The 12,682-nt window shown below is 65.6% G+C and carries 10 protein-coding genes; 3 read left to right on the top strand and 7 right to left on the bottom strand.

The genetic code is table 11. The features are described from left to right. Window positions 1-25: 25 nt before the first annotated feature. Window positions 26-1,423 (bottom strand): cysteine--tRNA ligase, encoded by a 1,398-nt coding sequence (gene cysS, locus V6N07_RS01415; protein ID WP_371153476.1) that lies wholly within the window; start codon window positions 1,421-1,423, stop codon window positions 26-28. 196 nt (window positions 1,424-1,619) lie between these two features. On the opposite strand from cysS, the gene V6N07_RS01410 reads away from it, so the two are divergent. Next, window positions 1,620-2,792, top strand: coding sequence for a pyridoxal phosphate-dependent aminotransferase (locus V6N07_RS01410; protein WP_371153475.1), 1,173 nt, complete (start codon window positions 1,620-1,622; stop codon window positions 2,790-2,792). A 60-nt stretch (window positions 2,793-2,852) separates the two neighbouring features. On the opposite strand, the gene eda is transcribed toward V6N07_RS01410, so the two are convergent. The 3 genes from eda to hisI form a co-directional block, all read right to left on the bottom strand. Further along, a complete protein-coding gene (gene eda / locus V6N07_RS01405) occupies window positions 2,853-3,485 on the bottom strand; it encodes a bifunctional 4-hydroxy-2-oxoglutarate aldolase/2-dehydro-3-deoxy-phosphogluconate aldolase (protein WP_371153474.1) in 633 nt (210 codons plus the stop codon). A gap of 73 nt (window positions 3,486-3,558) precedes the next feature. Continuing rightward, on the bottom strand, window positions 3,559-5,364 hold the full coding sequence (gene edd / locus V6N07_RS01400; RefSeq protein ID WP_371153473.1) for a phosphogluconate dehydratase: 1,806 nt from the start codon (window positions 5,362-5,364) through the stop codon (window positions 3,559-3,561). Between the two features lie 121 nt (window positions 5,365-5,485). Continuing rightward, entirely contained in the window at window positions 5,486-5,863 is a 378-nt protein-coding gene (hisI, locus tag V6N07_RS01395) for a phosphoribosyl-AMP cyclohydrolase (protein ID WP_371153472.1), read from the bottom strand. 49 nt (window positions 5,864-5,912) lie between these two features. On the opposite strand from hisI, the gene V6N07_RS01390 reads away from it, so the two are divergent. Both V6N07_RS01390 and V6N07_RS01385 read left to right on the top strand, forming a co-directional pair. Beyond that, complete coding sequence (locus V6N07_RS01390) at window positions 5,913-6,368, top strand: iron-sulfur cluster assembly scaffold protein (protein ID WP_371153471.1); 456 nt, start codon at window positions 5,913-5,915, stop codon at window positions 6,366-6,368. Window positions 6,369-6,425: 57 nt separating this feature from the next. Beyond that, the gene (locus V6N07_RS01385) at window positions 6,426-7,853 is read left to right on the top strand and encodes a methyl-accepting chemotaxis protein (RefSeq protein ID WP_371153469.1); all 1,428 of its coding nucleotides are present in this window, start codon (window positions 6,426-6,428) and stop codon (window positions 7,851-7,853) included. Window positions 7,854-8,099: 246 nt separating this feature from the next. On the opposite strand, the gene V6N07_RS01380 is transcribed toward V6N07_RS01385, so the two are convergent. The 3 genes from V6N07_RS01380 to ligA all read right to left on the bottom strand — a co-directional run bounded on the left by V6N07_RS01380 (window position 8,100) and on the right by ligA (window position 12,651). After that, a complete protein-coding gene (locus V6N07_RS01380) occupies window positions 8,100-8,225 on the bottom strand; it encodes a hypothetical protein (protein WP_371153468.1) in 126 nt (41 codons plus the stop codon). Window positions 8,226-8,326: 101 nt separating this feature from the next. Continuing rightward, on the bottom strand, window positions 8,327-10,411 hold the full coding sequence (gene recG, locus V6N07_RS01375) for an ATP-dependent DNA helicase RecG (protein ID WP_371153467.1): 2,085 nt from the start codon (window positions 10,409-10,411) through the stop codon (window positions 8,327-8,329). After that, entirely contained in the window at window positions 10,408-12,651 is a 2,244-nt protein-coding gene (ligA, locus tag V6N07_RS01370; protein ID WP_371153466.1) for an NAD-dependent DNA ligase LigA, read from the bottom strand. Before ligA ends, recG begins: the two co-directional genes overlap by 4 nt. Between the last annotated feature and the right edge of the window lie 31 nt (window positions 12,652-12,682).

The raw sequence follows: 12,682 nt of genomic DNA, 5'->3' as shown, positions 1-12,682 counted from the left end.
GCGGGGGGCTGCCCCCCCTCCCCGCTCACAGCAAACCCTTCAGTTTAGACGCGTCATATGATCTACTTATCTCGACTTCAGGGCCAGCCGACGTGACACGAACACTCATCCCAAGCTCTAATAGTGCCTTCCGAATATGATCAGCCGCTACGAACTCGCGGTTATCCCGGAATTCTGACCACTTTCTGACTACAGCCCTGACATCATCTTGCGGTTGCGAAACCGCTAAACTCGCGATTACCGTAACTCCATCCAGAACAATTCGCGAATTAACTATTTTCTCTATATTTAGCCCCAACAGGGCCGCCGAAGCCGCAAGTGTCGCGCCATCGCCCGTCTTCGCAATCCGGTGAAGCTCCGCGATCGCGCCGGGGGCATTCAGATCGTCGCGCAGCGCGGTCAGGACCGCCGCGTCCGGTGTCCCGCCGTCCGCGGCCATCGCGCGCCATTTGCGCAACGTCCCCTCCGCCTCCCGCGCCTTGGCGTCGGTCCAGTCCATCGGCTTGGAGTAATGCGTCGACAGGAAGACGAAGCGGATGACCTCGCCCGGCACGCCCTTGTCCAGCAGGTCGCGGACGGTGAAGAAGTTGCCAAGGCTCTTGGACATCTTGCGCCCTTCGACCAGCAGCATCTCGTTGTGCAGCCAGACCTGCGCGAACCCCGCGTCCGGATCGGCGCAGCAGGATTGCGCCAGCTCGTTCTCATGGTGCGGGAACATCAGGTCGTTGCCGCCACCGTGGATGTCGAACGACGGGCCCAGCAGCGCCTTGGACATGGCCGAGCATTCGATATGCCAGCCCGGCCGCCCGCGTCCCCACGGGCTGTCCCATCCGGGGGTGCCCGCGTCAGACGGTTTCCACAGGACGAAATCCATCGGGTCGCGCTTGTAGGGCGCGACCTCGACCCGCGCACCGGCGATCATGTCGTCGACCGACCGCCCCGACAGCTTGCCGTATTCCGCGAAGCTGTCGACCGAGAACAGGGCATGCCCCTCGGCGGCATAGGCGTGGCCAGAGGCAATCAACCCTTCGATCATCGCGATCATCTCGGCGATATACTCCGTCGCCCGCGGCTCATGCGTGGGGCGCAGGTTGCCCAGCGCGTCCATGTCGGCGTGATACCAGCCGATCGTCTCGTCGGTAATGTCCCCAATGCTCCGCCCCGTGGCGGCGGCCCGTGCGTTGATCTTGTCATCCACGTCCGTGAAGTTGCGCACATAGGTGACGCGGTCCGCGCCGTGGTCATGGCGCAGCAGCCGGAACAGCAGGTCGAACAGGATCACGTTGCGCGCATTCCCGAGGTGCGCGCGGTCGTAGACGGTAGGCCCGCACAGGTAGAGGCGCAGGTTTTCGGGATCGAGCGGGACGAACGGCACCACCGTCCGGGTCATCGAATTGCGCAGGCGCATCTGGGGCCGGTCCATCCGGTCTCTCCTCATCGTCGGTGGCGGGGGGTGGCCGGGGTGCGATCTCGCAGGCCACCGGGGCCCGCCGATCATCTCAGCGGGCGGGACAGTGGCAAATGATGCAGGTCACGCGTTCCATGACGCGGCGGTAGCACGACGGCGGACCCCGTCGCAACCGTTTGACAAGGGCGCGTCGCAGGTGTCCGGTGCGGCCATGACACAGACTTCAAACAGAGTGCGCACCCTCGCCCCCGGTGGCGACGATGGCTGGGCCATCTTTCACCGCGCCCGCGCCATGCGCGCAGCAGGCGTTTCCCTGGCCGATCTGACGGTTGGCGACCATGATATCGGCACCGATCCGGCGATTCTGACCGCGATGGATGCGGCGGCGCGTGGTGGGCACACCGGCTATGCCGCGATCGCGGGGACAGATGGCCTGCGCGATGCGATCGCGGCCCGGGTTTCGACGCGCACCGGTGTGGCGACCACGCGGGACAATGTGCTGGTGACGACGGGCGGACAGGCCGCGCTGTTCGCCGCGGCGATGGCGTGCATCGACCCCGGTGGACGCATCCTGTTCCCCGACCCGTATTACGCCACCTATCCCGGCACCGTCCGCGCGGCGGGGGGCACGCCCGTGCCCGTGCCCACCCGGCCCGAAGACGGGTTCCAGCCGCGCCGCGCCGCCCTGGAGGCGGCAGGCCCCGCCGATGCCCTGTTGATCAACACGCCCAGCAATCCGACGGGCGCGGTCTATGACGCCGATACGATGGATCAGATCGCGCAATTCGCGACCGCGAACGACGCGTGGCTGATCTCGGACGAGGTGTATGACACGCAGGTCTGGTCGGGCACGCACGTCAGCCCCCGCGCCCTGCCCGGCATGGCCGAACGCTGCTTCGTCGTCGGCTCCATGTCGAAAAGCCATGCCATGACCGGCAGCCGGATAGGCTGGCTGATCGGGCCGGAGGCGGCGATTGCGGACCTGATCGTTCTGGTGACGCATACGACCTATGGCGTGCCCGGCTTCATCCAGGACGCGGCGGAGTTCGCCCTGTCACGAGGGGATGCGTTCGAGGCCGCGATCGCGGCACCCTTCCTTGCCCGGCGGGATGCCTGCCTTGCGGTATTGGCAGAGCAGTCGGTCGTCGGCGTGATCCCGTCCGGCGGGGCGATGTATCTGATGCTGGATATCCGCGCGACCGGGATGTCGGCCTTCGATTTCGCGGCACATCTGCTGGAGGCGCATCATATCGCGGTGATGCCGGGCGACAGCTTTGGCAAGGCCGCGGCGGGGCATTTGCGCGTCGCGCTGACACAGCCGGAGGAACGTCTGATTCCGGCCCTGACCACGATCCTGTCGGTCGCAAAGGAAATGGCGGCCTGACGGCCGCCATGAACTGCGCTTGATCGGCCCTGCCAAATGCGGGGCCCTGCCTGCCTGACTTCAGGCGCGGGCGTCGCGGGCCAGAGTCTCGATCCCGGCCCAATCGCCCGCCACCATCATCGGCTTCGGCGCCACCCAGCTGCCGCCGACGCAGACGACGTTCGGCAGGCTGAGATAGCTCGCCTTGTTCTGCGGCGTCACGCCGCCGGTCGGGCAGAAGGAGATCTGCGGGATCGGCGCGCCGATGCCCTTGAGCGCGGGTGCCCCGCCGGATGCTTCGGCCGGGAAGAACTTCAGCATGTCGAAGCCCTTCTCCAGCAGCAGCATCGCCTCAGTCGCCGTGGCGGCGCCGGGCAGCAGTGGCAGGTCTTCGTCGATGCAGGCCTGGATCAGGGTATCGGTCGCACCCGGCGACACACCGAACATCGCGCCCGCCGCCTTGGCGGCCTTGACGTCGGCCGGGGTCAGCAGCGTGCCTGCCCCGACGATACCGCCCGGCACATCGGCCATCGCGCGGATGCAATCCAGCGCGACCGGCGTGCGCAGCGTCACTTCCAACGCCGGCAGGCCACCGGCGACCAGCGCCTCGGCCAGGGGACGGGCGTGGTCGACATCGTCCAGAACGATGACGGGAATGACCGGCGCCTTGGCGGCGATGTCACGGGCGGCTTTGGATTGGTCTTCGGGGGTCATGGTGTGGTGCCTCTGGCTGGCGTCTGGTTTGAGAGCTTATAGGAGCAAAGAAGCCGGGAAGGCCACCGGGGGATCAGACGACCACCCCGGCCCCTTCGTCGGACCGACCGGCCGTTGCGCGGAACACTTCGAACAGCTCGCGTCCGATACCATGGCTGTTGCCGGACAGATCCGGTGTTGCGGCGGCGCGATCCTCGACACCTTCGGTGATGACATCCAGCTTGCCGCCGGCGGCATCGACGCGAATGACATCCCCGTCCTGCAGTTTCGAGATCAGACCGCCGTCCAGAGCCTCCGGCGCGACATGGATCGCGGCAGGCACCTTGCCCGATGCGCCCGACATGCGGCCGTCGGTGACCAGCGCGACCTTGAACCCGCGCTGCAACAGGACGGTCAGGACCGGGGTCAGGCCGTGCAGTTCCGGCATGCCGTTGGCGCGCGGCCCCTGAAAGCGCACGACGATCACACCGTCCTGATTCAACTCGCCGGCGCGGAAGGCATCCTTGACGGACTGCTGGTCGTGGAAGATGCGCGCCGGGGCTTCGACGACATGAAGTTCGGGTGCTACCGCACTGATTTTCATGACACCAAGGCCGAGGTTGCCCTTGACCTGACGCAGGCCGCCGGACTTGGCGAAGGGCGCGTCGGGCGTCTTGAGGATCTTGTCATTGAGGCTTTCGCGCGCGCCGGGTTCCCATGTCACGCGATCGCCGGACAGCTTCGGCTCCTGCGCGTAGGCCACCATGCCGGTTCCGGCCACGGTCGCGACATCGTCATGCAGCAGACCCGCCTCGAGCAGGTGACCGATCATGAACGGCAGGCCCCCCGCGGCGTGGAAATGGTTCACGTCGGCAAGGCCGTTGGGATAGACGCGCGCCATAAGTGGCACGGTATCCGAGATCGCGTCGAAGTCGGCGCAGGTCAGCTGCACGCCGGAGGCGCGGGCCATCGCGATCAGGTGCAGCACGAGGTTCGTGGACCCGCCCGTCGCCATCAGGCCGACAAGGCCGTTCACATAGGCGCGTTCATCCAGAACGTCACAGACCGGCGTGTAGGCATTGCCAAGGGCCGTAATCTCGGTCGCGCGCTGAGCCGCATAGTCGGTAAGCGCATCGCGGAGCGGCGTGCCCGGATTGATGAAGGAGGATCCGGGCAGGTGAAGCCCCATGAATTCCATCAGCATCTGGTTGGAGTTCGCGGTTCCGTAGAACGTGCAGGTCCCCGGCCCGTGGTAGGAGGCCATTTCAGCAGCCATCAGGGCCTTTCGGTCGATCTTGCCCTCGGCATAGTCGCGGCGGACCTGCGATTTTTCTTCGTTCGGCAGACCGGAGACCATGGGCCCGGCGGGCACGAAGATGCCCGGCAGATAGCCGAAGGTGGCCGCCGCGATCACGAGGCCGGGCACGATCTTGTCGCAGACCCCAAGGTAGAGCGCGGAATCGAACGTGTTGTGCGACAGGGCCACACCGGCGGCCAGCGCGATCACGTCGCGCGAGAACAGCGAAAGCTCCATCCCGACCTGACCTTGGGTGACGCCGTCACACATGGCCGGAACCCCGCCCGCGACCTGTGCGGTTGCGCCCACGGCCTGCGCCGCGGCCTTGATGCGGTCGGGGTAATCCTTGAACGGCTGATGTGCGCTCAGCATGTCGTTGTAGGCGGTCACGATACCGATGTTCGGCGTCCGCTCGGCCACGAGCGCGTCCTTGGCATCGCCCATCGCGGCATAGGCGTGGGCCTGGTTGCCGCATTCGAGGTGGCCGCGACGCGGCCCTTCCTGCGCCTGTGCCCGCATCCGGGTCAAATAGGCATCCCGCGTCGGGCGGGAACGTTCGCGAATGATGTCGGTGATTTCGTCGATTCGGCTGTGCAGCGGCATGAACGGCCTCCTTTTTCTTCTCAATGCACCGTTAGCGCTAACAATTCAAGTATCGGAGCGGGAGATCCCCCCTGTCGGCGGCGATATGCCCCATGTCTGCGCGGGCGGGACCTGCGCAAGGTCAGGCCTCGGGGGACATCAACTCGACCTCGGTGCCATCCACGACCGAGGTATAGAAGCAAACCCTGCGATTCGTGTGGCAGGCCGGGCCGGTCTGATCGACAATCGCCAACAGGCAATCGCGATCGCAGTCGACACGCAGGTCGATCAGTTTCTGCACGTGCCCCGAGGATTCCCCCTTGATCCAGAAGGATTGGCGCGATCGGGACCAATAGGTCACGCGCCCGGTCGACAGGGTCTGCGAGACGGACTCCGCGTTCATCCATGCCATCATCAGGACTTCGCCGCTTTCGGCGTCCTGCGCAATACAGGGAATGAGGCCGTTTGAATCGTAGGTCAGGCTGGCGGGGTCAAATGTCACGGGGCAGCACCTTTGCATCCGGGGGTCGCAACGCTACCTAGGCGTCGAGAGACGTGAAAGGAAGCGCATGTCGGACGCCGATCTTATCAAGCTGTACTCTGGCCGCATCCTTGAATTGGCCGCCGATATGCCCGCAACGGACCCGTTGACGGCGCCTGATGCCGTGGTGCGCAAACGTTCGCCGCTCTGCGGATCGACGGTGACCGTATCGCTGACCTGCGAGGACGGTCGGATCACGGGCTATTCGCAGGACGTGAAGGCCTGCGCCTTGGGCCAGGCTTCGGCCTCGGTTTCGGGCAAGGAGATGATCGGGCTGGGTCTGGACGAGGTCCGCCATGGCCGCGACCAGTTGCGCGCGATGCTCAAGCAGGACGGACCCGTGCCCGACGCCCCCTTCGCCGGGTTCGAGGTTCTGACCCCCGCGCGGGACTATGGCAATCGTCATGCATCCATCCTGCTTGCGCTGGACGCGACGGTCGAAGCGCTGGAAAGCGTTGGCAAGGCGCTGCACGACGCCACTTAATCCTCTGGTAGCAAATGGATGCTAGGCCCGGCGCATCCCAGCGTCGGAGCCTTGTTCATGTCAGCCCATCCGCACCGGCCCACCGTCGGACGGCCTGTCACCGGCGGCCAATCGACACTGACCGAAGATATCGTCCCGCTCGGCTACATGGTGTTCGATCTTGCCGCGTTCATCGATGCGATCGACGAAAAGGCGACGGTCACGCAAGCCGACGTGGCGACCCTGCGCGATGCGGCGACCCGGATCAGCGATGCCATCACGGCCGTCAATGACGGCATTTCCGTTCTGTCCCGCACCGCGCAGGAGACAGAGGATGCCGCCGCAGGACGCATGGAATCCATTGCGGCCAATACCGACCGTTTTCGCCGCATGGCCGAATGGGGCACCGCCATCTCTGCACGAACCTACAGTCTGGAAGCCGCGCTTGGCGACATCGTCGGCGCAAACGGACAGATCGCCCGTATTGCAAGACAGGTGAACATTCTTGCGGTGAATGCCTCGATCGAAGCGGCCCGCGCCGGTGATGCGGGGCGCGGATTCGCGATCGTTGCCGAGGCGATCAACGAATTGTCGCGCAAGACGGCAGATGCCGCCGGGGGCGTGTCCAACAGCATCGCATCCCTGGAGGAATGGACCCGCAGCATGCGGAAGGATGCCGAACTCTATGCCCCGGATTTCAAGAGTGGCGTCGAAGGCGCGCTCGAGACACGCCGGGTGGTCGAGGGGATCGCGGCGGACATGACGAAAGCGCGCAATCAGATCGAGAAGCTCGAACAATCGATGCTGTCCCTCGATCACGACAACACGAGGGCGGAGCCGATCTATGATGCGCTGTCCCGGTCGTCTCGCGAAACCGCGCAGGAGGTTGGCGAGGCGCGGCTTCGGTCCAGCCAGATGATGGATCTTTGCGAGACGCTGCTGCAGCGGTCCGTGCAGATCGACGATGGTGGACCGGATCGGCGGATCATCGACTACACGCAGACACTTGCACATCGGGTCAGCGAAGCGATGCGCGACGGAATGCGCCGCGGCCTCATCGATCAGAGGGCCCTGTTCGATTTCCGATACAGGGAGATCCGCGGCACGGACCCGGTGCAGCATGACACGGCATTCGCCGGTTTCACCGACCAAGTGGTTCAGGATATCCTGGAAGAGGCGCTGACCTTCGACCCGTCCATCACGTTTTGCGCGATCTGCGATCGAAACGGCTATATCCCCACGCATAACCTCAAGTTCTCGCACAGGCCGTCAGATGACCCCGCGTGGAACGCCGCGCATTGCCGGAATCGCCGCATCTTCAGCGACCGGACCGGCACCAAGGCCGGGGCCAACCGCGCGCCCTTTCTGATGCAGGTCTATCGACGCGACATGGGATCCGAAGGCGTGGTGATGATGAAGGACGTCTCTGCCCCGATCATGATCGATGGCCGCCATTGGGGGGGCCTGCGTATCGGTTGCCGGTCGCAAGCCGCCGAAAGGGGGTGACCCCTGCCCCCTTACGCACGGGGGCCGGGCATTAAAAAAAACCGCCGCACTCCGAATGTCGGAGGCGGCGGAGAGGGGGCGTCGCTGTTTGCCGGGCAGTCGCCGCGAGGTGTCAGAGGCCTCGGGCTGGTCACACATCACGGGGGGCAGACCCGGATATGCAATCGGTCGGACATGGGGAAGATCGGACCGAAGGTGACTTGCAAACAGGACGCGGGCAGAAACGGGGTCAGGAACGAAAGCGGATCAGGCGATCAGCGTGGGCAGGTGCAGCAAGCTCAGCATGAGGGTCACGAGCCAGACGCCACCAAGGACGTCGGTCAAGGGTTCACGCTCGAACTGAGAAATCTTGTCCTTGATCTTGCGGGCCATCTGGTCACCTGTCTCGCTGCTCTTGTTGTTCTTTTGTTCTCATACCGGAAACAGCCTGTAAAGAACTTTATTAGAACAAATGAGAACAAACAGGGTTTCCGTTAGCCAACGGACAACAGCCGAAGGGCACGATCCTGTTCTGTCAGCCATAGCAACATGCGTGCCGCCTGCCCCCTTGGGCCCGTCAAATCGGCGTCCTGGGTCAACAGGGCACGCGCATCGGTGCTGGCCACGTCCATCAACCCGGCCTGCCGTTCCAGATCCGCGATGCGAAACCGGGGCAGGCCCGATTGCGCCGTGCCGATCACGTCCCCTGCCCCACGCAGGGCCAGATCCTCTTCCGAGATGCGAAACCCGTCCTCGCTTTCGCGCAGGATGCGCAGCCGAGCCTCTGCGATTTCGCCCAGCGGTGCCTTGTAGAGAAGAAGGCAGGTCGAGGCCGCCGCCCCACGCCCCACACGGCCGCGAAGCTGATGCAATTGTGCCAGACCGAAGGTTTCAGCCCGTTCGATCACCATGATGGAGGCATTGGGGACATCGACGCCGACTTCGATCACGGTCGTCGCGACCAGAACGCTCGTCTCGCCGGCGACGAAACGCGCCATTGCGGCGTCCTTTTCGGCGGGCGGCATCTGACCGTGGACCAGTCCGACCCTGCCCTCGCCCAAGGCGGCGCGCAGGCTGCGGAAACGTTCCTCGGCGGAGGTCGTGTCGACAACTTCGGATTCCTCGACCAGCGGACAGACCCAGTAGGCCTGCCGCCCCTCGGCCACGGCGGCGCGCAGCTTCGCAACGACATCATCGATCCGCGCAACCGGCACCGTAGCCGTCTGGATGGGCGTGCGGCCGGGCGGTTTTTCGTCAAGGATGCTGATGTCCATGTCGCCATATTGCGTCAATGCGAGGGACCGGGGGATCGGCGTTGCCGTCATCACCAGAACATCACAAGCCGCGTTCTTTTCGCCCAGCAACATGCGCTGTCGAACGCCGAAACGATGCTGTTCGTCGATCACGGCAAGGCGCAGATCGGCGAATGCGACATCGCGCTGAAAGACCGCGTGGGTCCCCACGAGGATATGGATATCCCCGCGGGCCAGCGCGGCAAGCTTTGCCTCGCGCTCCCGCCCCTTGTCGCGGCCGGTCAGCAAGGCAAGCACGACGCCCGCCGCATCGGCCAGCGGGCGCAAACCCGCCGCATGCTGGCGGGCCAGGATCTCGGTCGGCGCCATCAGAACGCCCTGCCCCCCGGATTCCACGGCCGTCAGCAGCGCCATCAAGGCGACAAGCGTCTTGCCCGCGCCCACATCGCCCTGCAACAACCGGTTCATCCGGCGCGGCTTGGACATGTCGTCGGCGATCTGATCGACGCTGCGCTGTTGCGCGCCCGTCGGGGTGAAGGGCAATGCGGCCAGAACCTTGCGGCGCAGACGCCCGTCCCCCACGGTCGACACACCGGGCCTTGACCGGTCCTGTGCCCGCGCCAGCGCCAAGGTCAGTTGGTGGGCAAACAGCTCATCATAGGCCAGTCTCTGTCGGGCGGGCGCGCCGGGCGAAAGGTCCGCCGCCCCGTCAGGATGATGCGCGTCTGCCAAGGCCGCGCCGAACCCGGGCCAGCCGCGTTCCGCCATCAACTGGGGATCGATCCACTCTGCCAACGAAGGCACGCGGGTCAGGGACGCCGCGACCGCCTTGGTCATCATCTTGGCCGTGATCCCGGCGGTCAGGGGATAGACCGGCTCATAGGCTGGCAATGCCTCGCCTTCGGTCAGGATGTGGTCGGGATGCGGCATCTGCGCCACGCCGTCATACAGCTCCACCTTGCCGGACAGGATGCGCCGCTGCCCCGTGGGCAGCAGCCGTTCGTGCAGGTCGGCGGAGCCGCGGAAAAAAATCACCTGAAAGGTCGTCGCCCCGTCCGACACCTCGACCCGATAGGGACGGCCCCGCTGCGCCGGCGGAACGTGGCGGACGACCGTGACGGCAATGGTGACGACACCCGGCAGAACGGCATCCCGCAGCGACGCAACCGGCGCACGGTCAACGCCACCGACCGGCAAGGTGAACACGAGGTCGCGCGGGGCCGCGACCGCCATGTTGGCGAACAGCCGCGCGGTTTTGGGGCCGACGCCGGGCAATGTCTCCAACCCCGCGAACAGCGGGAACAGGGGTTCCGGCCGTCCGGTCATGCGTTGCCGATCAGGGCAAGCCACGCATCTTCGTCCAGCGTCTCGATACCCAGCTGCGCCGCCTTGGCGGCCTTCGACCCCGCGCCCGGCCCGGCCACGAGAATATCCGTCTTGGACGAAACCGACCCCGATACTTTCGCCCCGAGGGATTCGGCCGTGGCCTTGGCCTCGGCGCGAGTCATCTTTTCAAGCGATCCCGTGAAAACGACCGTCTTGCCGGCGACCGGGCTTTCCTCGGCCGTGGGTTCCGGCGCTTCGATGGTCAGAGCCGCAAACAGATCGTCGATCGCCGCGCGTTCCTGCGGGGCAGACAATGCATCGCACAACGCCAGCGCCAGTGTCGCGCCGATCCCGTCGATCCCGACCAGATCGTCCCACGCCGCACGTGCAGGCGCTTCGACCGGGGCCCACGCCAGGGCACGCGCGTCGGACAGGCGCGCCCGGCGGCCTTCGTCTTCGGCCTTCGTACGCTCCGCCAGTTCCGCTTCGGCAGCGGCCCGGTGACAGGACGCTGCGGGGATGGCTGCGTCGACGGTAGCCGCCAAGGCATCCCAGCTGCCAAAATGGCGGGCCAGATCGCGGCCAGCCACCTCGCCCAGATGCCGAATGCCAAGGCCGAACAGAACACGGGCCAGCGGCTGTGTGCGCGCCGCCTCGATCGCATCGAAGAGGTTCGTGGCAGAGGTTTCGCCCCAGCCTTCGAGGTTGGCAACCGTCTGAAGCCCGGTGCCATAGCGTGCCTGCAACCGAAAGATATCGACGGGGGCATGGATCCAGCCGAGGTCGTGAAAGCGCTCGATCTCCTTGTCGCCAAGGCCGTCGATATCGAGAGCAGACCGCCCCACAAGGTGCTTGAGGCGGGCAACGCGCTGCGCGGGACAGACAAGCCCACCGGTGCAGCGACGCACGGATTCGCCGGGTTCGCGCAGGGCCGGACTGTCGCAATCGGGGCATCTGTGCGGCATTTCGAAAGGTGTCGTTCCTTCGGGGCGCGCGGACAAGTCGACATCGCGCACCTTGGGAATGACATCCCCCGCGCGATAGATTTCCACGCGGTCCCCGACGCGCAGGTCGATGCCATTGCGGATGGGGTGCCCCTTGGCGTCGCGCCCGGCGATATAATCCTCGTTGTGCAGGGTCGCGTTGCTGACGACCACCCCGCCAACGGTCACGGGGTCGAGGCGGGCCACCGGCGACAAGGCGCCGGTCCGCCCGACCTGAACATCGATTCCAGACAGCCGCGTCCAAGCCGTCTCGGCCGGGAACTTGTGCGCGATGGCCCAGCGTGGCGTCGTCGAGCGAAAGCCCAGCCGCCCTTGCAGGCCAAGGTCATTCACCTTGTAGACGACGCCGTCGATGTCATAGCCCAACTCTGCCCGGCGTGCCGCGATGGCGCGATAGGTCGCAAGCATGTCTTCCGGCCCCTCGCACAGCGCGGTTTCCGGGTTGGTCGAAAAGCCCATGTCCGCAAGACGGCCAAGCGCGGCATGTTGCGTGTCCGCCAGCGGTTCGGAAAGGCTGCCCCATGCATAGGCAAAGAACCGCAGCGGACGCGCAGCGGTGATCGACGCATCCAGCTGCCGGAGGCTGCCGGCAGCCGCATTGCGTGGATTGGCGAAAACCTTGCTGCCCTCCGCCGCTTGGCGGTCGTTCAACGCGGCGAAATCCGCATGCGCCATATAGACTTCGCCCCGCACCTCGAGAACGTCGGGCGCATTCGGAACCGTCTCGGGGATGTCGGAAATCGTTCGTGCGTTTGTCGTGACATCCTCGCCCGTCTCACCGTCGCCCCGCGTCGCGGCGCGCACCAGTTGACCGCCTTCGTACCGGACGGACAGCGACAGGCCATCGATCTTGGGCTCGGCCGTGTAGGTCAGATCCGCGCCGGCCTCGAGGCCCAGGAACCGACGGATGCGGGCGTCGAACTCCGCCACGTCCGCATCATCGAACGCATTGCCGAGCGACAGCATCCTGACTTCGTGGGCGACCTTGCCAAACCCCTCCGCAGGCGCGGCGCCGACCACATCCGATGGGCTGTCGTCCCGTTTCAGATCGGGGAACGCCTGTTCGATCGCGGCATTGCGGCGTTTCAGGCGGTCGTATTCGGCATCGCTGATCCGTGGCGCGTCTTCGGTGTGGTAGGCCGCGTTGGCATCGGCCAGCACCGTCGCCAGGCGCGCCAGTTCGTCGCGCGCCGTGTCCTGCGTCAACGCGGCTATGTCGGTCTCGGACTGCGTCACGGTACCCTCATTCTTGGTTCTGGTTACGGGT

The organism is Jannaschia sp. 2305UL9-9 (genome assembly GCF_041403465.1).
Taxonomy (GTDB): Bacteria; Pseudomonadota; Alphaproteobacteria; order Rhodobacterales; family Rhodobacteraceae; genus Jannaschia.
Note: the sequence above shows the minus strand (reverse complement) of the source record. Positions and strands in the feature narration are given on the sequence as shown.